This window comes from Phaeobacter sp. G2 (assembly GCA_025163595.1).
GTDB lineage: Bacteria > Pseudomonadota > Alphaproteobacteria > Rhodobacterales > Rhodobacteraceae > Pseudophaeobacter.
In genome coordinates this window covers 2052587-2074766 of sequence record CP104100.1, presented here as the reverse complement: position 1 = coordinate 2074766, position 22180 = coordinate 2052587, and the positions used below count along the sequence as shown (strand labels likewise).

General features: G+C 56.7%; 19 protein-coding genes. 14 read left to right on the top strand and 5 right to left on the bottom strand.

Annotated features, from left to right (window positions below):
- Window positions 1-18 precede the first annotated feature (18 nt).
- The gene (locus tag N1037_09875; GenBank protein ID UWS77616.1) at window positions 19-249 is read left to right on the top strand and encodes a hypothetical protein; all 231 of its coding nucleotides are present in this window, start codon (window positions 19-21) and stop codon (window positions 247-249) included.
- Window positions 250-1083: 834 nt separating this feature from the next.
- Here the strand turns inward: N1037_09875 and N1037_09870 are convergent.
- Entirely contained in the window at window positions 1084-1311 is a 228-nt protein-coding gene (locus N1037_09870) for a hypothetical protein (protein ID UWS77615.1), read from the bottom strand.
- Window positions 1312-1536: 225 nt separating this feature from the next.
- Between N1037_09870 and N1037_09865 the strand changes: the two genes are divergently transcribed.
- The 9 genes from N1037_09865 (at window position 1537) to xylB (ending at window position 12470) form a co-directional block, all read left to right on the top strand.
- A complete protein-coding gene (locus N1037_09865) occupies window positions 1537-1827 on the top strand; it encodes a hypothetical protein (GenBank protein ID UWS77614.1) in 291 nt (96 codons plus the stop codon).
- 1078 nt (window positions 1828-2905) lie between these two features.
- Entirely contained in the window at window positions 2906-3967 is a 1062-nt protein-coding gene (locus N1037_09860; GenBank protein ID UWS81287.1) for a LacI family DNA-binding transcriptional regulator, read from the top strand.
- A complete protein-coding gene (xylA, locus tag N1037_09855; protein ID UWS81286.1) occupies window positions 3964-5259 on the top strand; it encodes a xylose isomerase in 1296 nt (431 codons plus the stop codon). Before N1037_09860 ends, xylA begins: the two co-directional genes overlap by 4 nt.
- Window positions 5260-5278: 19 nt before the next feature.
- Entirely contained in the window at window positions 5279-6334 is a 1056-nt protein-coding gene (locus N1037_09850) for a sugar phosphate isomerase/epimerase (GenBank protein UWS81285.1), read from the top strand.
- A complete protein-coding gene (locus N1037_09845; protein ID UWS81284.1) occupies window positions 6334-7470 on the top strand; it encodes a Gfo/Idh/MocA family oxidoreductase in 1137 nt (378 codons plus the stop codon). Before N1037_09850 ends, N1037_09845 begins: the two co-directional genes overlap by 1 nt.
- Window positions 7467-8984: a sugar ABC transporter ATP-binding protein gene (locus N1037_09840; GenBank protein UWS81283.1), complete on the top strand. Its 1518-nt coding sequence runs from the start codon at window positions 7467-7469 to the stop codon at window positions 8982-8984. The genes N1037_09845 and N1037_09840 overlap by 4 nt, the downstream gene beginning before the upstream one ends.
- Before the next feature lie 9 nt (window positions 8985-8993).
- A complete protein-coding gene (locus N1037_09835) occupies window positions 8994-9992 on the top strand; it encodes an ABC transporter permease (protein ID UWS81282.1) in 999 nt (332 codons plus the stop codon).
- Between the two features lie 33 nt (window positions 9993-10025).
- Complete coding sequence (locus N1037_09830; protein UWS81281.1) at window positions 10026-10976, top strand: ABC transporter substrate-binding protein; 951 nt, start codon at window positions 10026-10028, stop codon at window positions 10974-10976.
- 66 nt (window positions 10977-11042) lie between these two features.
- Window positions 11043-12470: a xylulokinase gene (xylB, locus tag N1037_09825; GenBank protein UWS81280.1), complete on the top strand. Its 1428-nt coding sequence runs from the start codon at window positions 11043-11045 to the stop codon at window positions 12468-12470.
- A gap of 286 nt (window positions 12471-12756) precedes the next feature.
- On the opposite strand, the gene N1037_09820 is transcribed toward xylB, so the two are convergent.
- Window positions 12757-14934 (bottom strand): ATP-binding protein, encoded by a 2178-nt coding sequence (locus tag N1037_09820; GenBank protein UWS81279.1) that lies wholly within the window; start codon window positions 14932-14934, stop codon window positions 12757-12759.
- Window positions 14935-15435: 501 nt separating this feature from the next.
- Here N1037_09820 and N1037_09815 point away from each other — a divergent pair.
- The 4 genes from N1037_09815 to tpiA all read left to right on the top strand — a co-directional run bounded on the left by N1037_09815 (window position 15436) and on the right by tpiA (window position 18539).
- On the top strand, window positions 15436-15798 hold the full coding sequence (locus tag N1037_09815) for an SUF system Fe-S cluster assembly protein (GenBank protein UWS81278.1): 363 nt from the start codon (window positions 15436-15438) through the stop codon (window positions 15796-15798).
- Between the two features lie 114 nt (window positions 15799-15912).
- Window positions 15913-17139, top strand: a complete 1227-nt coding sequence (locus N1037_09810; protein UWS81277.1) for a glycerophosphodiester phosphodiesterase family protein — start codon at window positions 15913-15915, stop codon at window positions 17137-17139.
- Between the two features lie 134 nt (window positions 17140-17273).
- Window positions 17274-17633, top strand: a complete 360-nt coding sequence (locus N1037_09805; protein ID UWS81276.1) for an iron-sulfur cluster assembly accessory protein — start codon at window positions 17274-17276, stop codon at window positions 17631-17633.
- 156 nt (window positions 17634-17789) lie between these two features.
- Complete coding sequence (tpiA, locus tag N1037_09800) at window positions 17790-18539, top strand: triose-phosphate isomerase (protein ID UWS81275.1); 750 nt, start codon at window positions 17790-17792, stop codon at window positions 18537-18539.
- A 222-nt stretch (window positions 18540-18761) separates the two neighbouring features.
- On the opposite strand, the gene N1037_09795 is transcribed toward tpiA, so the two are convergent.
- The 3 genes from N1037_09795 to N1037_09785 all read right to left on the bottom strand — a co-directional run bounded on the left by N1037_09795 (window position 18762) and on the right by N1037_09785 (window position 22009).
- The gene (locus N1037_09795; GenBank protein ID UWS81274.1) at window positions 18762-20180 is read right to left on the bottom strand and encodes a TRAP transporter large permease; all 1419 of its coding nucleotides are present in this window, start codon (window positions 20178-20180) and stop codon (window positions 18762-18764) included.
- Window positions 20180-20860: a TRAP transporter small permease gene (locus N1037_09790; GenBank protein ID UWS81345.1), complete on the bottom strand. Its 681-nt coding sequence runs from the start codon at window positions 20858-20860 to the stop codon at window positions 20180-20182. The genes N1037_09795 and N1037_09790 overlap by 1 nt, the downstream gene beginning before the upstream one ends.
- Before the next feature lie 147 nt (window positions 20861-21007).
- The gene (locus tag N1037_09785; GenBank protein UWS81273.1) at window positions 21008-22009 is read right to left on the bottom strand and encodes a DctP family TRAP transporter solute-binding subunit; all 1002 of its coding nucleotides are present in this window, start codon (window positions 22007-22009) and stop codon (window positions 21008-21010) included.
- Window positions 22010-22180 lie beyond the last annotated feature (171 nt).

The following is a 22180-nucleotide window of genomic DNA, read 5'->3' as shown; positions in this document are numbered from 1 at the left end:
CGGTAAGATGGGGACAACATGAAACGTGATGACGCAAAGAATATATTCGAAGCCGCAGACACCCTTTGTGGCGCTTCATCTCAACTAATTATGGCGATTGATGCCATCGAAGATGCTAGCGAAAAGCGCGCTTTCAGAAGAAAATTCGCTGACTTGATAGGGAATATTGAACGAGATTTTGTCTACGAAATTTGCGTCAAATATCCTGAGTTTGCGGACGAAAAACCTGACGTGCTGGGTCGCAACTAAGGGCTCGAAGCGGACATGCGGCGGTGCGGCAGCAGGGTCGCAGCGTTTCCGCACCAGTTCCCAGACGCTAGATGACGGCAGCCAGCCCAAAGCGGCCCAACAGCCATTGGCACGAACCTGCGATAGCTGACCTTGGCCACGCACGTCGCGAACTGGTAAGGAGCGGGACCAAACGGACGTTGAATTTCTTGGACAAAACCATAAACTCCCAGGAGCGTTTTTTGGGGCCAGTATTTTGGGGGCCAGTAGATGATTAGAAAGATATTTTCGCTGACTCTTCTTGGGCTATCAGGCGCTTTTGGCTACCTTTACTATGTTCAGTATTTGCAATGGCGAAATTGTTTCAACCAGTTAGGGCGGTGCTTCGACGAAAGCACGGGCGTCGTACACTTGGAGCAATCCGGGGGCGTCTGGCTCCTGCTCGCTGCGTTGGCGCTTGGAGGGGGACTTTACAACGCGTGGCACCTTGGCAAACCAAAACGGTAATCTGGGCTCCAAGCCGCCGCTCCCTGCGCCAGCACACCCAACTGGGACTGGGACTGGAAGTCAAGGTCAGTTGAGCGGGACCAAACAAACCTTAGCAATCTTGCTGCAATGACCGCTTTTTCTGCACTGCTCATGCAGCGACAAGTGGCATGGGCAGAAACCGAACTTTCGCTCATTGCGGGCGTGAGGCGAGCGAGCGAGCGACAACGGTTAGGGCCAAAGTCACGCGCCCACGAATCTGGGTTTCTTTCTAAGGTCTGGAAGGTTGCTCGGAGCCTTTAGCGTATGCATTTTGCGGCCCTGGCTTCCTGAATTGCGCGTGAAATTCAGAAGCCATTCGCTTTCCTGTTAGTCACCCTCATCTGGTGGCGTCGTAACACCGAATGCACCAGATGGCTTGCTTTCTTCCGGATTGCCAAATTCCTTGCCCTGCAATCCGCGGCTCAGCAATTCGCGAATGGCCGCGGCTCGGGATGGAAGACGGTGATCAAAGCGCCAATCGTCGATGGCTTTGATTTCGTCGTCATTCAACATCACTTGCAATTTTAGAGTCCGTTTGCCGCCAGAATCGCTCATGAATTCTGTCTCCGTTGGTGTCATGAAGTGTTGGAACAAGAGTAAGTTACTGAAAAGCCAACGTCTAGGTAAGAAGGCGCAGTAACGGTTGATATGCGTCTCACCTCAATGCTGCACGATGATGAAAAGGGGTGGGGTCATTCAGTGACGTAACTTAACTATATGTTTTTATTTGTTTTTTCACCTCACCTCCAATAGAAGATAGGCAATGAAAAGGAGATAAACATGAGCATGAAGCAAGCATATGTCGAAAAGATCCAAGCCCGCCTGAACGAATGGGATGCGGAGATTGAGAAGTTGAAGGCCCGCACAGACGAAGCTGGGGCGGATGCCAAGATCAAGTATCAAGAGCAGATTGAGAGCCTTCGCGAAGAGCAGCATGAGGCGCAAGCCAAACTTGATGAACTGAGGGCCTCCAGCGACGACGCTTGGGAAGATATGAAGGCCGGTGTTGAAAGCGCATGGGACAGTCTTGAGAAGGCAGCCAAAGACGCAACGTCGCGGTTTGCAGCATAGCCAGCAACTTGGCTGTATTTGAGCACCGCCTCCAGAAATGGTGGCGGTGCATCTTTAAACTAAACAGCCACATTCGCCACGGTGATGGAACTTCATCGCCGAAGCGATGGCCGAGAACCTGCGCCAACTGACAATCGCTACTGAACAAATGACGAAACCCTCGCAGGATTTGCTAGTTCGATGGATGCGTAACGAGCAAACGGTCAGAACAGGATAAGGGCTGCCGCACCGGATGATTGGAGCGTGGCCAACAAGCCGGGCACGTCTTTCAACGGTGCAGCAAACGATATTGCAGTTCTTTGATCTCCGAACGGAGTTCCGTTCATCGTTGCGGTTATTTTCGACACGCAGAGAGGAAGAACACGTGAGGCCGTTGCCTCTGTGCGAGAGGTCGCCAACTTAGCGCTAGCCATGTTTTTGTGACACCATCGGACATTCGCGCATTACGCAGCACCGTTCAAAGAGGGCTCGAAGCTGCCGTTCTCCGCACCAGCATACCAAATCGGTGCCGAGTCAGGAGGTCAAGGTCGGCTGAGCGGGCGGAGGGAGCTTTCGTTTCGGTTGCACCCATGTCTGCTTTAACAAATACTCGTGAGAAAATGCGTGGTTTCATGTCGTACTGAAGATCACCTGCGAATACCGATGGTGCAGAGCAACCGCTTCCGAGATTCATCTGGGATACCGCCCACCTGCGCCGGACGCCACCGTCCTGATGGACCAAAGGTCAACCTGCACTAACGTTCAATTCGGACCGCTCAAGCGGGGCTGCTCAAGATCATCCGCCCCTATTGGGCATCAAAGATGTCTTGCAGGACCATCGCTTGCGGAGAGGGGCGCAATTTGGCGTCCTCCCACCCAAGTCTAGCTTCGCCCCCCCAAAGCCCCCTCTTCTTTTGCCTTGGCCAAGCAATCTCTATTCGGCCCTGTTTCAAATGACGCGGGGGTTTCTGACAGCCGATGGCAGGAAGCTTGCGAAAATGATGGACGTCTATCAGAAAATGATTGACGTCCATCAGGAAACTGCGGTCAAATGATCGATAAGGAGGCGATTGGGAGATTCGTCTTTGGGGGAGCGATCATGTCTAAACCAACCTTACATGATGTCGCGCAGGCGGCAGGGGTCAGCTATGCGACCGCAGACCGCGTCATAAACAACCGCGGAAATGTGGCGCAGAAATCAATCGACAAAGTGCGCGATGCGGTCGCCAGACTTGACTATGTGCGTAATGTCGCTGCAGCGAATTTGTCGCGCAAACGGGTTTACCGCCTCGCGTTTTTGATCCCCAAAGGGACAAACGCCTTTTTCAACCGGATCCGCGATCATATCGCACAAGTCGCGGCCCACCTGAGTGTTGAAAGCGTAAGTGTCGATATCTTTGAGGTCTCAGCGTTTTCCGTTGAGGGCCTGTCTAAAAGCATCGCGGATTTCTGTGAGAAGGACTTTGACGGGGTCGCAATTGTCGGGCTTCAAAGTGCACTTCTTGAAGCCCCCCTCGCAGAGCTGCGCACGCGCGGAATCCAGGTTATCGGACTGGTCTCGGACCTGCCCCGAGATTTCCGCGCCGCCTACATCGGTATTGATAATGTCGTTGCAGGGCGGACGGCGGCACGGATGACCGGCATGGCCCATGCGGGGGGCCATGGGGCAATCCAAACATTCGCCGGATCTTTGGATGCACGCGACCACGCGGAACGGCTGGACGGATTTCGGGAAGTTATCTTGGCTGATTTTCCACATTTAACCGTACTCGATCCGATCTTGACCAAAGATGACCCTTCAATTCTGCGGTCGAAAACCCGTGAATTGCTTGCGCAACAAACCCATGTGACCGCGCTCTATAACGTGGGCGCTGGCAACTCGGGGCTGATCTCTGCGATCAGCGCCTGGCCCGAACAGCGCCCCTATTGCATTGTGCACGAACTCGTCGCCCATTCGCGGCAGGCCTTGGTCGCTGGTCATATTGATCTGGTGATTGATCAACGCCCAGATGTCGAAATCAACCGCGCGTTTGCCGTGCTGCGTGCTTTGATCGACCAGCGCGAAATACCCACCATGCCAGAGCTGACCCCCACGATCTATGTGCGAGACAATCTGCCTGCCGATCCATTGAACGCGATTATGAAAGCCCAAAACACATGACCGATTTTTTCAACGATATTTCACGACTGACCTATGCGCCGGACAGCACGGATTTGGCCTTTCGACACTATAACCCAGACGAGGTCATTATGGGCAAGCGGATGGAAGAGCATCTGCGCTTTGCCGTAGCCTATTGGCATTCGTTCGCCTGGCCGGGGGGGGACCCTTTTGGCGCTGAGACGTTTGAGCGCCCTTGGTTCGGCAACACAATGGATCTGGCCAAGCTCAAGGCTGACGTGGCCTTTGAGATGTTTGATCTGCTAAACGTCCCCTATTTTTGCTGGCACGATGCCGACATCCGCCCCGAAGGCGACAGCTTTTCCGAAAGTCTCAACAACTTCAAAGAGATTGTGGATTATCTGGGCGAAAAGATGGAGACCAGCGGGACCAAACTGCTGTGGGGTACGGCAAATCTGTTCAGCCACCGGCGCTTTATGGCGGGTGCGGCCACCAATCCAGACCCCGAGATTTTTGCCTGGTCTGCCGCGACAGTGAAAAACTGTATGGATGCCACCCACAAGCTGGGCGGTGAAAACTATGTCCTGTGGGGCGGTCGCGAGGGGTATGAGACGCTGCTCAACACCGATTTGAAGCGCGAACGCCAGCAGGCGGGGCGGTTCTTGCAGATGGCTGTGGAGTACAAACACCAGATTGGCTTCAAGGGTTCCATTCTGGTTGAACCCAAGCCGCAAGAGCCCAGCAAACACCAATATGATTTCGATGTCGCCACGGTTTACGGCTTTCTCAAGGAGTTCGGGCTGGAAGGCGAAGTCCAGATGAACATCGAGCAGGGTCATGCAATCCTTGCAGGCCATTCGTTTGAGCACGAGCTGGCTCTGGCTTCATCCCTGGGCATCTTCGGCTCCATCGACATGAACCGCAACGACTATCAGTCAGGTTGGGACACCGATCAATTCCCCAACAATGTGCCCGAAGTTGCGCTGGCCTATTACGAGGTCCTCAAAGCGGGTGGCTTCACCACTGGTGGCACCAACTTTGACGCCAAACTGCGGCGCCAGTCGCTGGATCCCATTGATCTGATCGCAAGCCATGCAGGCGCCATGGACGTCTGTGCGCGCGGGTTCAAAGCGGCTGTCGCTATGCTGGAAGACGGCACACTGGAGGCGATGAGGGCTGAGCGCTACGCCGGGTGGGACAGCGCCCATGGCAAAGCCTTGCTGGACAGCGACCTCACCAGCATCGCAGCCCAGGTTGAGGCGGGTGATACCCCCCCGCAGCCGCGCTCAGGCCGGCAGGAAATTCTCGAAAACATCGTCAATCGCTTCGTGTAAGCGGACAGGGAGAAACACTATGAAAACGATCAAGGGACCCGCACTTTTCCTGGCACAATTCGCCAGTGACGAAGCGCCGTTCAATTCATGGGACAGCATCACGAAATGGGCGGCTGACTGTGGCTATAAAGGCGTGCAGGTGCCGTCATGGGACGGGCGTCTCATCGACTTGGACAAAGCGGCATCAAGCAAAGACTATTGTGACGAATTCAAAGGCAAAGCCGCTGAGAATGGCGTTGAGGTCACGGAGCTGTCTACCCACCTGCAGGGGCAGCTGGTCGCGGTGCATCCCGCCTATGATACAGCCTTTGACGGATTTGCTAATCCATCCGTGCATGGGAACCCGAAGGCGCGCCAGGAATGGGCTGTTGACCAGGTGATGAAGGCGATTTCTGCCTCGGCCAACATGGGCATCAAGAACCATGTCTCTTTCTCGGGCGCGTTGGCCTGGCCTTATGTCTACCCTTGGCCGCAACGCCCTGCAGGCCTGATTGAAACCGCGTTCGACGAGCTGGCGCGCCGCTGGCGGCCCATTCTGGATCACGCGGACGCAAACGACGTCAACATCTGCTATGAGATCCACCCCGGCGAAGACCTGCATGACGGCGTCACCTTCGAGATGTTCTTGGAACGTGTCGACAATCATGCGCGCTGCAACATGCTCTATGATCCCAGCCACTATGTCCTGCAATGCCTCGACTATCTTGATAATATCGACATCTACAAAGACCGCATCAAGATGTTCCACGTCAAAGATGCCGAGTTCAACCCGACGGGGCGCCAAGGCGTCTACTCTGGCTATCAGCCCTGGGTCGATCGCGCGGGCCGGTTCCGCAGTCTTGGCGACGGGCAAGTCGATTTTGGCGCGGTGTTCTCCAAAATGGCGGCCAACGATTTTGATGGTTGGGCCGTGGTGGAGTGGGAGTGCTGTCTGAAGCATCCCGAAGACGGCGCCCGTGAAGGCGCGCAATTCGTGAGCGACCACATCATCCGCGTCACTGAACGTGCCTTTGATGACTTTGCAGATGGCGGCACGGATGAGGCCGCAAACCGCAAGATGCTGGGGATCGACTGATGGCACGTATTCGTTTGGGAATGGTCGGTGGCGGCAATGATGCCTTTATCGGTGGGGTCCACCGCATTGCGTCTCGCATTGATGACCGCTTCGAGCTGGTGGCAGGCGCGTTGTCGTCGACCCCAGAAAAATCGGCCGAAAGTGCAAAAGCGCTGGGGATCGAGCGCTCTTATGGCGACTTTGATGAGATGGCCTTGGCGGAGGCCGCGCGCGAGGATGGTATTGAAGCCGTCTCCATCGTCACGCCCAACCATGTGCATGCAGCAGCGGCCAAGGCATTCCTGGCCCAGGGCATCCATGTGATCTGCGACAAGCCGCTGACCTCAACCATGCAGGACGCCGCCGATCTGGAAAAGGCCGTGGCCGACAGCAAGGCGTTGTTTGTGTTGACCCACAACTACACCGGCTACCCGATGATCCGGCAGGCGCGCGATATGGTTGCCTCGGGCGAGCTGGGGACGGTCCGCCTTGTGCAGGCGGAATATCCGCAGGACTGGCTGACCTCCCCCATGGAAAACGAAGGCGTGAAACAGGCCGAATGGCGCACCGATCCCGCGCGCTCTGGTGCGGGTGGGTCCATTGGCGACATCGGCACCCACGCCCACAATCTTGCGTGCTTTATGAGCGGGTTGCGCGTGGAAAGTCTCGCGGCCGATTTGCACTCCTTCGGAGCGGGTCGCACGCTGGATGACAACGCCCACATGATGCTGCGCTTTGCAGGAGGCGCCCGTGGCATGCTGTGGTCCAGCCAAGTAGCACCCGGCAATGAAAACGCGCTAAAAATCCGTATCTACGGCGAAAAAGGCGGGCTTGAATGGAGCCAAGAGGACCCGAACTACCTGTGGTTCACACCCCATGGCGCGCCAAAGCGCCTGCTGACCCGTAACGGGGCGGGCGCGACCGAAGCCTCCCAAGCTGTCAGCCGTATTCCCGGCGGCCACCCCGAAGGATACCTGGAAGGCTTTGCCACACTCTACAATGAGGCAGCCGACGCCATTCGTGCGGTACAAGGCGGGGCAGATCGGGCCACGGCCATGGGGGTTCTGCCCGGGATCGCAGAGGGCATGGAGGGCATGCGCTTTATCACCGCCTGCGTGTCCTCTTCGGCCAACGATGCTGCTTGGACGGTGCTATGACCCCCGCCCCGATTGTAGCCTTGAGTGATGTGACAAAAAGCTTCGGTCCCGTCGAAGTGCTTCACGGCGTGAACCTGGCGCTGCATGCAGGCAGTGTGCACGCATTGATTGGCGAAAACGGGGCGGGCAAATCCACAACTATGAAAATTCTGGCGGGGTACCAGCCGCCAACAAAAGGTGAGGTCCAGCTTGAAGGCAAGCCGGTGCAATTTGCCAGCTTGCAAGATGGTGAGGCTGCAGGGATCGTTATGATCCATCAAGAGTTCAATCTGGCCGAGCAGCTGACCGTTGAACAAAACATCTTTCTGGGGCGTGAACTCAAACGGGGGCTGCTGCTGGATAAAGCGCAGATGCGCAGCCGCTGCATGGCCTATCTGGCGCGGGTGGCCTGTGATGTTGCACCCGATACGCTGGTGTCGGATCTGTCCAATTCCGAAAAACAAATGGTCGAGATCGCCAAAGCGCTGTCGCGGGATGCGCGGGTGCTGATTATGGATGAACCGACGGCGGTGCTGACCAACCGTGAAACCGAAGTGCTGTTCAAACAGGTCGAAGCCCTGCGCGCGGCGGGCACTGCCATTCTGTTCACTTCTCATAAACTGGACGAGGTGGCAGAAATCTCGGATCGCGTGACGATCATGCGCGACGGCGATGTCGTCCATTCAGGCCCGACTGCCGAAATGGATGAGGACGCCATGGCCACGGCCATGGTGGGGCGCGACGTCTCTGACTTGTATCCCGAAAAACCCGGCGTGGCGGCGGATGCACACGTGGTATTGGAGGTCAAAGACCTGAACGTTCCCGGCTTTGCCCAAAGCGTGTCCTTTACCCTGCGCAAAGGCGAGATCCTTGGCATCGGGGGGCTCATTGGGTCGGGACGCACCGAAGTGATGGAGGGGCTGGCAGGCTTGCGCCCTGCCACGGCGAGCCGGATCACCTTGTTTGACGATGTTGTCCAGTTCAATCGCCCCGCCGACGCACAGCGCGCGGGATTATGCTATTTAACCGAGGATCGCAAACTGCGCGGACTGCTGTTGGAACGCGGTATGCGTGACAACCTGACCTTGGCGAATTTGCACAAGTTCGGTGGTTTCCTAATTGACCGCAACGCCGAAGAAACCGCCCTGACGAGCGCCATCGCAGAGTTCGACATTCGTGCGGGCTCGCGTGACGTGCGGGTGGGCAACATGTCCGGCGGCAATCAGCAAAAGCTGCTGCTGGCCAAGGTCATGCTCTCCGAGCCCCGCGTGTTGATCGTGGATGAGCCGACGCGCGGCATCGATATCGGTACAAAGCAACAAATCTATGCCTTTTTGCACAAACTGGCTGGTGCCGGCCATTCCATCATCGTGATCACCTCAGAGATGCCCGAACTTATTGGTTTGGCAGATCGGGTTATGGTGATGCGCTTGGGCGAGGTCAGCGGCACGCTTGCCCCTGATGAAACAAACGAAGCTGCGATTGTGCGCCTGTCGATGGGATTACCCGCCGAACAAGCGCCACAGATGGCTTGAGGATACAGAATGACAGATGCAACCACACCAAACCCCACGCGATTTCGAATGCCTTCAATGTCCGTGCTCGGCCCTATCATCGCCTTGTTGGTGCTTTTGATGATCGGCACGATGCTCAACGCTAATTTCCTGAGTGCGGCCAACATCACCAATGTTCTGGCTCGCTCCGCCTTTATCGGGATCATCGCGGTGGGAATGACCTTTGTGATCACCGCAGGCGGGCTGGATCTGTCCGTGGGTTCAATGGCTGCATTTATTGCGGGCCTGATGATCCTGGTGATGAACGCAGCCCTGCCCAGTATGGGGGTCGGCATACCGATTATTTTGCTGGGGATGGTGACTGCCATTGTCGCGGGCATGTTGGCGGGCCTCCTCAACGGGTTCCTGATTACAACGCTGGGGATCGAGGCCTTTATCGTCACGCTTGGTTCCATGGGCATCTACCGCTCACTGGTGACATGGCTGGCGGACGGGGGCACGCTGTCTCTCGATTTCGGGCTGCGCACATTTTATCGCCCCGTCTACTTTGACGGGATTCTCGGGATCAGCTGGCCGATTATCGTTTTTGCCTTGGTCGTGATTATCGGCGAGATCATCATGTCCCGCACCGCCTATGGCCGTCACTGCGCGGCGACAGGGTCAAACGAGCATGTGGCGCATTATTCCAACGTAAATGTCCGCCGCACCCGCCTGATCTCTTATGCCGCCCTGGGGATCCTGGTTGGCATCGCCACGATCATGTACGTCCCGCGCCTTGGCTCCGCCTCCGCATCAACCGGCGTGTTGTGGGAGCTGGAGGCTATCGCAGCCGTAATCATTGGCGGCACTGTGCTCAAAGGCGGCTTTGGCCGGGTCTGGGGCACGGTTATCGGCGTGCTCATCCTCAGCCTGATCGGCAACATTCTCAATCTGACCGACTTTGTCTCGCCCTATCTGAACGGTGCGATCCAAGGGGTCATCATCATTCTCGCTGTGATCCTACAGCGCGAACGCAAGGCGGCAAGTTAAGCCGCGCGCAACCGCTTCATGGGAGGAGCAAACATGAAATATACAAAAACGTTTATCGCCGCTGCATTGACGGCGACAGTCAGCACAGCAGCATTTGCAGACGACAGCGTCAAAGTGATCGGCGTGTCCATTCCAGCCGCGACACACGGCTGGGCCGGTGGTATGAACTTCCACGCCGCTGAAACGGTAAAGCGTCTGGAAGATGTATATCCTGGTCTTGATTTTGTTCTGGCCACGGCCTCTGATCCGGGCAAACAGGTCAATGACATCGAAGACATGGTCGCCACCCGCAACATCGACGCGCTTGTTGTTTTGCCCTTTGAGTCCGATCCGCTGACGCCTCCGGTTCAAGCCGTGGCCGAGAGCGGCGCCTGGGTGACAGTTGTTGACCGCGGCCTGTCCGTTGAAGGCATCCAAGACCTATATGTGGCAGGGGACAACACCGGTTTCGGCACAGTGTCCGGCAACTATATGGCGTCCAAGATGCCAGACGGCGGCGATATCGTTGTCTTCCGTGGCATTCCCACCACCATCGACAATGAGCGTGTCGACGCGTTCACCGCAGCGATCGAAGGGTCCGGCATCAACGTTCTGGATATGGAGCACGGCAACTGGAACCGTGATGACAGCTTTACCGTGATGCAGGATTTCTTGTCGAAATACCCCAGTATTGACGCGGTCTGGGCATCGGATGATGACATGGCCATCGGCGTATTGGCCGCCATTGAGGCAGCCGGGCGCGATGATGTGCAATTTGTGCTGGGTGGCGCAGGCATGAAGGAAATGATCAAGCGGACTGCCGATGGCGACGCGATGATCCCGGCCAACGTCACATATCCACCATCCATGATCGCCACCGCGATTGAACTGACAGCGGTGGGCCTCACGTCTAACGCGCCGGTTTCAGGTGACTTTGTGATCGGTTCCGTGCTGGTGACACAAGAGAATGCGATGGATTTCTACTATCCTGACAGCCCATTCTAAGAACCTCCCAAGGCCACCGGCGATCTTTTTCGCCGGTAGCCTGCACTTAACAACGAAGAGGTCGCCATGACATATCTTGGTTTGGATTTGGGGACATCTGGCGTCAAGGCGCTGCTGATTGATGGGCGCCAAACGGTACTTGCTGAAGGCAGTTGCGCCCTCACAGTTGAACGCCCCCACCCCAAGTGGAGTGAGCAAAGCCCGACCTCGTGGATTGCAGCCTGTGAAGCTGCAATTGACCAGGTTCGTGCGCTGGCACCAACCGCATTTGCGGCACTGCGTAGCATCGGCGTTTCCGGTCATATGCACGGGGCGACATTGCTTGGGGACGATGATCAGGCGTTGCGACCGGCAATCTTATGGAACGACGGGCGGGCGCATTGGGAATGTGCAGAGCTTGAATCCCGGGCAGATTTTCGCGGCATTGGCGGCAATATTGTTATGGCGGGCTTCACCGCGCCCAAATTGCGTTGGGTGAAAAAGAATGAACCCGAGATTTTTGGTAAGACCCGCAAGGTTTTATTACCAAAAGACTATGTGAACCTGTGGCTGACTGGCGAACACATCTCCGAAATGTCTGACGCCGCAGGAACACTCTGGCTGGACGTTGCAAAGCGCGATTGGTCAGATGATCTCTTGGCAGCGACGGATCTGACACGGCAACATATGCCCCGTTTGGTCGAAGGCAGCGCTCATGCAGGTGATTTACGGCCAGAATTAGCGGCACGCTGGGGCGTTGGCGCTGTATCCATCGCAGGTGGTGCTGGCGACAACGCCGCCACCGCCTGCGGATTGGGCGCAGTCACGCCTGGACAGGGGTTTCTCTCCTTGGGAACTTCTGGTGTTCTGTTCACCGTCACAGATCAATTTGCTACCAATACGGACAATGCAGTCCACAGCTTTTGCCATGCCATACCAGATAGTTGGCATCAAATGGGTGTTATTTTATCAGCAACGGACGGGCTGGCCTGGTTCGGCCAGATCACCAACAAAACGCCTGCAGAACTGACCTCCATGGTCACGGGGGTGACCAAGCCATCGCCAATCACCTTCCTGCCGTATCTGTCTGGTGAACGGACACCGCACAATGCCCCCGATGCCACCGCTGCGTTCCTTGGCATTCGCCGCGACCACACTTTGACGGACATGGTCCAAGGGGTCATGGAAGGCGTTGGATATGCTTTTGCCGATTGTTGCAGCGCACTCGGCAAAAGCGGATCGTTACCGCAAACTGTGATCGTTGCAGGCGGCGGCAGCCAGTCGCAGACATGGTTGCAGATGATCGCAGATATTACCGGTCTCACGCTGAAGGTGCCCGACAGCGGTGCACAAGGCGCAGCCTTGGGAGCTGCCAGACTGGCGATATTGGCCCGTGGTGATGGAAACGTTTCTGATGTTCTTTTTGCCCCCCGAACGCACAAACAGATTGAGCCCGATCCTGGGTTGACACTGGCCTACGCAGATAGCCTGAAAGCGTTTCGCGACGCTTGGTAATATCTCCTGCCCGCTTGGGGTGAGCAAGTTTCGAAGTGCCCTTGGACTTTGCGATCGTCCCGCAATATCCCGCTAATCTGTTCTCCGCTGAAACGGCCTCTCTTCATCGTCAGTTTCCTTGTCAGAGCACAGGATAGCGACATTAGCAAAGTTATGGGATAATCAAGAACGGCCTGCACCGGGGCCGTTGACCTTCGCCGCTGTGCAACAAGTTGGGAGGTATGGGCTCGCCCCCAAACCTGATCACCGCCGCCAGATGGTGCCAGGCAGCCCAAGCAAAATTGCCTCATAAACCTCTGATAAGAGAGAGCAAAGGTTCTTTCGACACCGGCTTTGCCAGCACCTCATCCATGCCCGCTGACAGGTAGTGGTTCAGCTGCTCCGGCATAGCGTTCGCGGTCACGGCCACAATGAAACTTGGCTCACGGCCAATCTCCTGTTCAATGCAGCGGATTTTCTGCGTGGTTTCCACACCGTCCATTTCCGGCATCTGAATGTCCATCAAGATGACATCGAAAGCAAATGAGTGCGCCAGGTCGATTGCCTCAGGTCCGCTGGAGACGGATTGGACCCGACATACGGAAGAAAGAAACTTCTGTAGGATCAGCCTGTTCGTCTTGTTGTCATCGACCACTAGGACATCCACGGCCGTAGGTTCCGGAGCCGAAGCCGACCGCAAGACGGGCTGCGTTTCTGCCTTCGGTTCATCGGTGGCCGGCAACAGCGGCAGTCTTATTTCGAAGGTTGCCCCCTGCTCAACGCCGGTTGCCAATTGTAGGCTGCCCCCCATCAGATGGCAAAGCTGTCGAGATATCGAAAGCCCAAGACCTGTACCGCCGAATTTGCGGGCATCGCTGCCATCCGCCTGCTGGAAGGGTTGAAAGATCGTGTCCCGGGCTTCCCGTGATACGCCTGGTCCTGTGTCGCTGACACGAACCAGCAGGAGCGCGCCGTCATCTGCGGGCTCTGCAGTGAGCGTGACGCTGCCGGTTTGGGTGAATTTGACCGCGTTGGATACGAGGTTGTGCAGCACCTGACGAAACCGGTGATCGTCGCCAATAATGGCCTTTGGCAAATCTTCGTGTATTTCTACACTGAGGCTTAACCCCTTTTCGTTGGCCTTTGCGGAAAAGAGAGCACGCGCTCCTTCCAGCGCAACCCGGAGCGCGAATGGTCTGTTTTCCAGCGTCATCTTTCCGGCTTCGATCTTTGACAGATCAAGGACATCCCCAATCGTCGTAAGCAAGATCTGACCCGAATCTTCGATGGCCTGGAGAAATTCGCGCTGTTCTTCATCTAACGCGGTTTCGCTCAGGACTGCCGCCATTCCAAGCACACCATTGAGTGGTGTACGGATTTCATGGCTGACATTGGCAAGGAAGTGCGTCTTCGCGCGGTTGGCGGATTCGGCATGCGCCAGTGCTTCACGAAGAGCCTCGGCGGAGCGTTCTCTTTCCGTGATGTCGACCAGTGAGATGGACCAGCCCAGCAGGGGAATCTGGGACTGGATCGGGCTGTCAATCGGAACCGCGCGTGGGTCAAAGACACGTCCACCAATCCTGATCGGTGCAGCGCTATTGATATCTCCATCTTCTATGAGATCTTTCAGCAGCGGCCCGATTCCGTCCAAGTGTTCAAGAGTTGCGCCATGTTTCGGAAGCTGATGGATGAAAAAATCTTTGGCTGCAGGATTGGCACTGACAAAATGACCGCCCGCATCCACTAGGATCACGGGATCCTGGGTGGCGTAGAACATAAGAAGCCGACCCTGGGCAGCCGTATCCATCATCGAATTGTTCACAAGCAGCCAGCTCAAAGCGATGAGTGAAACTGCAAATGTAAACGGCGTCGGGTCGAAGCCAAAAACCGTCACACCCCAGCCGATATAAGCCAGATTGGCCGCCACCGGAGCTGCCGTGATGATGATCAAGGCGCCCATGAAGGGGCGGATGACTTTTTTCGCCTTGAGAAAAACGAAAGTAAGCAGGCCCAAAGCGGCAATCAGAAATATGTATAGGATCGCGGCAACCGCAAAGAAGAGCGGTCCGTGGTCAAATATCACGAAGCTATTGCCGCCCTCTGTCACAAGCCGGGTGTCTGGGCCATAAAGCAGGTGCGTCCAGCGGTTTGTAACGGCGATAACGCTTACCAGGCTTGGCAGGCCAATGTAGGCCATAATCCGGACCGGTCGGCGGATCCGGCGCTTGCTCATCGAGTAGTCGAAGACAAAGAATGTCCACGCGATAGGCACCAGTACGATTCCAGGCCAGGCAGCCAAGGACCACCCGACTTTGCAGGTTTCGCTTTGCGAAGCCAAATCGAATACCACAGTGAATAGCCACCACAGCATCGCTGCCAAGGTCAGAACAAAGGAGAGCTGACCGGCAAAGGGAATATTTCGTGCAATCCGGACCAGAACAACGGAGCAGACCGCCAACAAAGCAGCAGCGGCGCCGGAAGCCAAGTTGACGTCTAAATTCGCAAGACAATTCATAGCCTACCTCGGCAGCTTGGGTTTGCAGTCCGGTAAGCAAAGCGCTGGAAATGCATTGGATATTCTTAAAACCAAAGATGTGGGTTTATTACAACCTGCATATGAAAGCGAAATTATTGCTGTAGTGTTAAAAGTGCAGGCCTAGAATGTGATATTGCTTTAGCCGACGTTGCTGCGCAGCGCAGCATCTGGGTCTCGGTCTGCTAGGGCTTGAACGTCCGCTTTTTCCTGTAAGGCAGCGCCCCCTTCGCAACGCAGCAAACGGCAGCGCTCCGCCCGACCTGCATGAGCCCCCATTGAACCAGGTAGGCAGACAGCGGGGCTGCTTTGGGCTGGCTGCGGTCATTGGTGCTGCCCGCTTAGATATCTTTTGGAGACACCAGCTTCAACTGACGGCTTTCTTTCGCTGCCTCTGGACCTCCCTCTACAGTTTCCCTATATAAACAGTCGGATTAACTGTCAGGGATCGACATGACCAACGCTTCCGAACCACTTGAAGGAACGCCGCTGATTGCGCCGTCTTCCGTTGAACACCCGCTCTTCGATCAGATCGTCGAGGCCTGTCGTTCAGTCTATGACCCTGAAATTCCGGTCAATATCTATGAGCTGGGCCTGATCTACACCATCGACATCTCTGATGAAAACGACGTGCAGATCATCATGACGCTCACCGCCCCTGGCTGCCCTGTCGCCGGTGAAATGCCCGGCTGGATTGTTGACGCCGTCTCACCTGTGGCTGGGGTCAAATCCGTTGATGTAGAAATCACCTGGGAGCCGCCCTGGGGTATGGAAATGATGTCAGACGAGGCCCGCCTCGAGTTGGGCTTCATGTAAGCTCCACCCGGACTCAACCTCAAAGAGGTCACAAAAGCTTCATCGGATCGCGGCAAAGGCTTTACCTTTCGCCGCGATTTCTCTTTTGAAAATCAACTTCTTTGGAGAATTCCATTGCGCAACGCCCTTACCCTGTCGCTTATCGCTCTCACCCTTGGATCCGCCAGTTTCGCGCCAGAGGTCAACGCCGCTGAGACGGGTCTCAGCTATGGTCCCCGCCCGGCCTATCTGATCGAAAAGCTGCCCGAAGGGGCGCTGAAGTCAAAACTGCAGTCCTGTGCGGCGCAGCTGCCTGCCCGCAGCACCTTTTCGATTGGCCACCGGGGCGCGCCGCTGATGTTCCCCGAACATACTGTGCAGTCCAATGTTGCCGCCGCGCAGATGGGCGCGGGTATTTTGGAATGCGACGTGACCTTCACCAAGGATCTGGCGCTGATCTGCCGTCACGCGCAAAACGATCTGCACACCACCACCAATATCCTGACCACCGATCTGGCTGAAACCTGCATCACGCCGTTCACCCCGGCCAGCGGCACCGCCCCTGCCTCGGCCGAATGCCGCAGCTCAGAAATCACCCTGGAGCAGTTCCGCAGCCTGACGCCCAAGATGGACAGCTTTGACAAGACGGCAACCACAGCGGCGGCTTCCCAGGGCGGCTCGCCCTCCTGGCGCAGCAGCCAATATGCGGATGGTGCCACCGCGATGACCCATGCGGAATCCATCGCCCTGTTCAAATCTCTGGGCGCCAAGTTCACCCCAGAGCTCAAATCCCCCGCGGTTGAGATGCCCTTCAACGGCTTCACTCTGGAGGCCTACGCCCAGAAGATGATCGACGACTACAAGGCGGCCGACATCCCCGCGACCGATGTCTGGGCCCAGAGCTTTGATCTCGAGGTGGTGAAATACTGGATCCAGAACGAGCCCGCATTTGGCAAACAGGCGGTCTATCTGGATGGGCGTTACAGCGGTGCAACGCCGCTGGATCCAATGGATCCCAGCAGCTTTAGCCCCACGATGCAGGAACTGGCAGATATGGGCGTGAACTACATCGCCCCCCCGATGTGGATGCTGGTTACCCTTGAAGATGGCAAAATGGTGCCCTCCCCCTACGCCAAGGAGGCCAAGGCCGCCGGGCTCAAGCTGATCACCTGGACCCTGGAGCGCTCTGGCCCGCTGACCACAGGTGGCGGCTGGTACTTCCAGACCGTACAGCCCGCTGTCAGCAATGCCTCCAGCTATTACGAAATTCTTGATGTTCTGGCCCAGGATGTCGAGATCGAAGGCATCTTTTCTGACTGGCCCGCAACAGTCACCTACTACGCCAACTGCATGGGGCTTTAAGTCTCATAAATCCCTGCTGTGTTAGGTTTGAACGGGCCGCTTGTCCCTTTGCGGCCCGTTTTGCTGTCCACTGCCTCTTGAGCCTGCCCCCTCGCGGGCCTAGATAAGAGGAAACGCGCGCATTGGAGACACTCATGTTCGGCATTCCCGGCAAACAGGCTGTGACAATCACCCCCCGGGCTGCGGCCCAGATCACCAAACTGATGACCAGCGGTGGCCATGCAGGCCTGCGCATTGGCGTCAAAAAGGGCGGCTGTGCGGGGATGGAATACACCATGGAATATGTCGACGAGCCGGACAAGAACGACGAGGTGGTGGAACAGGACGGCGCCAAGGTGCTTATTGCCCCTATGGCGCAGATGTTCCTCTTTGGCACCGAGATCGACTATGAGACCTCGCTGTTGGAAAGCGCCTTCAAGTTCAACAATCCCAACGTGTCAGAGGCCTGCGGCTGTGGTGAATCCATCAGCTTCAAGGATGTGCCAAACCTGTGACAGGTTCGCAGCCCATTTAGCCAAGGATGCCTGAGCTGACAGATGGCGTCCCCGCTCATGAAATGGCAAAAGGCCTCGCCCTCAGGCCCTTGCCCGATTGCCCCGCCCTGCCCCCGGTGCTACCACTTGGCCAGATATTGACCAGGGGAGCGACAGATGCGGCAGAAAATGGCAGCGGGCAATTGGAAGATGAATGGCACAAGCGCAGCCTTGGCCGAGCTTGAAACCCTGATACAGGGCCAACACGCCGCCACATCAGAGCTACTGATCTGCCCCCCTGCCACGCTGCTGTCCCGCGCAGCCGAGCTTGCTGCAGATAGCCCTGTGGCTATTGGCGGCCAGGATTGCCACGCAGCAACTGCTGGGGCTCACACCGGCGACCTGTCGTCTGACATGCTCAAAGACGCCGGCGCGACCGCTGTCATTCTAGGCCACTCAGAGCGCCGCGCCGACCACGCTGAGACCAGCGAAGCAGTTGCTGCAAAAACAAAATCCGCCTGGAGCGCCGGTCTCACCGCCATTGTCTGTCTTGGCGAAACCCTGGCAGAGCGCGAATCCGGAGACACCCTGGGCGTTGTTGGCAATCAACTGGCCGCCTCCCTGCCCGACGGTGCCACAGGCCAAAACACCGTCATCGCCTATGAACCGGTCTGGGCCATTGGCACTGGCAAAGTGCCAAGCCTGGCCCAAATTGCCGAAGTCCATGACTTCCTGCGCCAGGCCCTCACCACCAGGTTCGGCACCGAAATGGCCGATGCTATCCGCCTGCTCTATGGCGGGTCGGTAAAACCGGGCAATGCCGCTGAAATCTTTGCCACCTCCAACGTCGACGGCGCCCTTGTTGGCGGTGCCAGCCTAAAGGCCGCAGATTTCTCCCCCATTATCGCCGCCCTCGACGCCAGCTGATCCCCCTATTTCAATTGCCCCCTAACCCATAGGCAGGCACCGCCCTGTCCTTACGCCGCCAAAACAAAAACGCCCCGGACCAAATCCGGGGCGTTTTCTGTTTCACTTGGAGCCAACCCCCTAGAGCGCCCGGCCTTAAACATGAACCACTTGGTCGCGGCCTTCGCCTGCGGCTCAGCGCAAAAAGTGATGCGCGATACCGCAGGTTACAGGCCGGACGCTTTAGTTGGTTATAATCTCAGGCCCCATAAGCGCATTGGGGATCAAGGTGCTCAGCCAGGGGATATATGTCACCATGATCAGGAAGACAAAAAGCACCGCCAGAAAGGGCAAGGCCGCCCGCACCACCGCCATCATCGGCATGCCTGCCACCCCGGAGGTAACAAAGAGGTTCAGGCCCACCGGCGGGGTGATCATGCCGATTTCCATGTTCACAACCATGATGATGCCCAGATGGATCGGGTCAATGCCCAGCTCAATGGCAATAGGGAACACCAGCGGCGCCACGATCACCAACAATCCAGAAGGCTCCATGAACTGACCACCAATCAGCAGGATAATGTTCACCACGATCAGGAACATCACCGGCCCAAAACCTGCGGACAGCATCGCATTGGCGATATGCTGCGGCACCTGTTCATCGGTCAGCACATGTTTCAGGATCAGCGCATTGGCGATCACAAACATCAGCGTCACCGTCAGCTTGCCCGCATCAAACAGCGCTTTCTTGGTGTCCTTATGTGCCCAGACCGTCAGCAAAGCCTGCGGCGCCTGAAACACCGACCGGCGCGGGGTTTGTTCGGTTTCAGCCAAAGGCCCCATGTCACGATAGACAAAGGTGGCAACAAAGAAGGCATAGACCGAAGCCACAGCAGCCGCTTCCGTGGGGGTGAAGATGGCGTCTTCTTTGTAAAGCCCCAGCTCCGCCGAGTACCAAGGGTAGCCATAGATGCCGACCATGATGATCACGATCAGGAACAAACCCCAGAAGGCCTCCCGGAACGAAGCGCCAACTTCGCCCCAACCGGCCCAGTTGCCCTTGGGCATGTTTTTGATCCGGGCAATCACATAGATTGTCACCATCAGCATGATGCCAGCCAACAGCCCCGGAATGATACCAGCCAGGAACATCCGCCCCACCGAAACATCCACTGAGGCCGCATAAACCACCATGACGATTGACGGCGGGATCAGGATGCCCAGGGTGCCGGCATTACAGATCACCCCGGCTGCAAACTCCTTGGTGTAGCCCGCCTGGCGCATCGCCGCGATAACGATGGAGCCGATAGCAACAACCGTGGCAGGCGAAGAGCCCGACAAAGCCGCAAACATCATGCAGGCAAAAACACCGGCAATGGCCAGGCCACCCTGGAAATGTCCAACACAGGCGATGGAAAAGCGAATGATCCGCTGCGCCACGCCGCCAGTGGACATAAAGGTAGAGGCCAGAATGAAAAACGGGATGGCCAGCAGGGTAAAGTGGCCTTCAAAGGCCTCAAACAGAGTGCCAGCAACGCTCGCCAGCGAACTATCGGAATAGATCAGCAAAAACAGAACCGAGCTGAGGCCCAGCGAGATGGCAATCGGCACCCCGATCAACATCAGGCCAATCACCATGGCAAAGAGAAAAATTACATCCATCAGTTTTCTCCCTCGGTAGCCCGGGCGCGGGCCTCGTCCAACTCATCTTCGACCTCATGGCTGGCCACCAGCCGATCCGCCTCGCCGCGCAGCACCTGCATCAGGGCTTGGGAAAAGCGGAAAACCAGCAACAACATCGACAGGGGCAACACCACATAGGGCACCACCTTGGGCAGTTTCTCGTAAGAGTCGCCGTAGTTGATCAGCTCTTCCAGAAAGCGGAAAAGACCCACCATGGGCACATCCTGCACCTCGTAAAAACTCTGGCTGCGCGCCTTCATGTCAAACCCGGTTGGAAACCAGCGGCCAGAGGTTGGCGGCAGATCCGCAAACACCGCCCAGTAGTCATAGGCGCCTTTCAGCAGCAGCAGGGAAAACACCAGGCAAGCCGCCGCAGCAACAAGCGCCACCCCCCGGCGCGCCCCCGGTGACAGAATATTGACGATGGCATCCACGCCCAGATGCGTATGGGTCTTAACCGCATAGGACGCCCCTAGTAGCACCAACCAGGCAAACAAGAAGACTGTCAGTTCCAGCGCCCAAAGGATATTGGAGTTAAAGGCAAATCGCGCGATTACATTGGCAAATGTTATCAGCGTCATCAGCCCCAGAAGCAACGCGATCAGCGTTTCTTCCAATGTGTTGATAAACCCGGACAGGCCGGTTCTTGCCCCGGACATAGTGGTCACCCCGATGATGTTGAGAAAGAAAAAGATCAGGCGGCGGATCCCCACGCCGCCTGAAAGTCCGGGGGCCTTGATCACACAGGATCATCCCCTCGGATGCGGCCCGCCAATTGGGCGGGTCCGCGTGTTACAACCAATCAATCAGTAATTGGCGTTGATCGCCTGTGCTGCGTCGATCTTGTCCTGACCAACGTCACCAGAGAACTGCTCCCAGACGGGCATCATGGTTTCAACCCAGGCCTGACGCTGTGCTGCATCCAGGCTGCGGACTTCGCCGCCGGCTGCGATGATGGCCGCTTTGGCATCGTTGTTGACCTGAGTGGACTCGGCGTTGCGGGTTTGGGTCACTTCCCCAAGGATCTGCAGGAATTGCTCCCGTACTGGGGCGTCCAAGCTTTCCAGCCAGTCCACATTAGTCACAACCAGATAATCGATGATGCCGTGATTGGTCTCGGTGACACCGTCCTGCACTTCAAAGAACTTCTTGCCGTAGATGTTGGACCAGGTGTTTTCCTGACCGTCGACAACACCCTGCTGCAGGGCACCGTAGACTTCGGAAAAGGCCATCTTCTGGGGCGAACCACCGATGGCTTCCATCTGCGCCACCAGCACGTCAGAGGACTGAACGCGGAACTTCAGACCATTGGCATCGGTCGGCGCGACCAGAGGCCGGTTCGCCGACATCTGCTTCATGCCATTGTGCCAATAGGCCAGCCCCTGCAGGCCACGGCGCTGCATGCTGTCCAGCAGCGCCTGCCCATCGGGCGAAGCCTGGAACGCGTCAACCGCATCAATGTTCTTGAACATGAAGGGCAGATCAAACAGGCGGAATTCCTTGGTGAACTTCTCGAACTTTGACAGCGACGGAGCCGCCAGCTGCACGTCGCCCTGCAACATGGCTTCCAGCACCTTGTTGTCGTTATAGAGCGTCGAGTTCGGGTAGACCTCCAGGCACATGGTGCCATTCATTTCGTCGTTGATGCGCTGTTCCAGCAAAGAGGCCGCGATCCCTTTGGGGTGCTTGTCTGTGTTGGTTACATGGCTGAATTTGACAACGATTTCGCCGTCATCGCAGGCGGCGCTAGCAGCACCAGCGGTTACTGTCAGGGCCATCGCGGTGGCAGCAGCGGTTACAAACTTCATATCAATCCTCCCAGATTTCATCCTATCTCCTGCCATGGCAGAAGCCTCGGCCAAGGATTGCCAGTTGCGCGGCGCAGCTCAAGATTTGTTTTCAAGTCATCTTAAATTGAAATCTTTTATATATTTCACAGATGGTTACTTGAAACGCGCAGCACCAGCCCCACGCGCGCC

Bases quoted from the DNA above. Each gene is read 5' to 3' on its own strand.
- N1037_09875 (UWS77616.1), top strand. From the start codon at position 19: ATGAAACGTGATGACGCAAAGAATATATTCGAAGCCGCAGACACCCTT.
- N1037_09870 (UWS77615.1), bottom strand. From the start codon at position 1,311: ATGAGCGATTCTGGCGGCAAACGGACTCTAAAATTGCAAGTGATGTTG.
- N1037_09865 (UWS77614.1), top strand. From the start codon at position 1,537: ATGAGCATGAAGCAAGCATATGTCGAAAAGATCCAAGCCCGCCTGAAC.
- N1037_09860 (UWS81287.1), top strand. From the start codon at position 2,906: ATGTCTAAACCAACCTTACATGATGTCGCGCAGGCGGCAGGGGTCAGC.
- xylA (UWS81286.1), top strand. From the start codon at position 3,964: ATGACCGATTTTTTCAACGATATTTCACGACTGACCTATGCGCCGGAC.
- N1037_09850 (UWS81285.1), top strand. From the start codon at position 5,279: ATGAAAACGATCAAGGGACCCGCACTTTTCCTGGCACAATTCGCCAGT.
- N1037_09845 (UWS81284.1), top strand. From the start codon at position 6,334: ATGGCACGTATTCGTTTGGGAATGGTCGGTGGCGGCAATGATGCCTTT.
- N1037_09840 (UWS81283.1), top strand. From the start codon at position 7,467: ATGACCCCCGCCCCGATTGTAGCCTTGAGTGATGTGACAAAAAGCTTC.
- N1037_09835 (UWS81282.1), top strand. From the start codon at position 8,994: ATGACAGATGCAACCACACCAAACCCCACGCGATTTCGAATGCCTTCA.
- N1037_09830 (UWS81281.1), top strand. From the start codon at position 10,026: ATGAAATATACAAAAACGTTTATCGCCGCTGCATTGACGGCGACAGTC.
- xylB (UWS81280.1), top strand. From the start codon at position 11,043: ATGACATATCTTGGTTTGGATTTGGGGACATCTGGCGTCAAGGCGCTG.
- N1037_09815 (UWS81278.1), top strand. From the start codon at position 15,436: ATGACCAACGCTTCCGAACCACTTGAAGGAACGCCGCTGATTGCGCCG.
- N1037_09805 (UWS81276.1), top strand. From the start codon at position 17,274: ATGTTCGGCATTCCCGGCAAACAGGCTGTGACAATCACCCCCCGGGCT.
- tpiA (UWS81275.1), top strand. From the start codon at position 17,790: ATGCGGCAGAAAATGGCAGCGGGCAATTGGAAGATGAATGGCACAAGC.
- N1037_09795 (UWS81274.1), bottom strand. From the start codon at position 20,180: ATGGATGTAATTTTTCTCTTTGCCATGGTGATTGGCCTGATGTTGATC.
- N1037_09790 (UWS81345.1), bottom strand. From the start codon at position 20,860: ATGTCCGGGGCAAGAACCGGCCTGTCCGGGTTTATCAACACATTGGAA.
- N1037_09785 (UWS81273.1), bottom strand. From the start codon at position 22,009: ATGAAGTTTGTAACCGCTGCTGCCACCGCGATGGCCCTGACAGTAACC.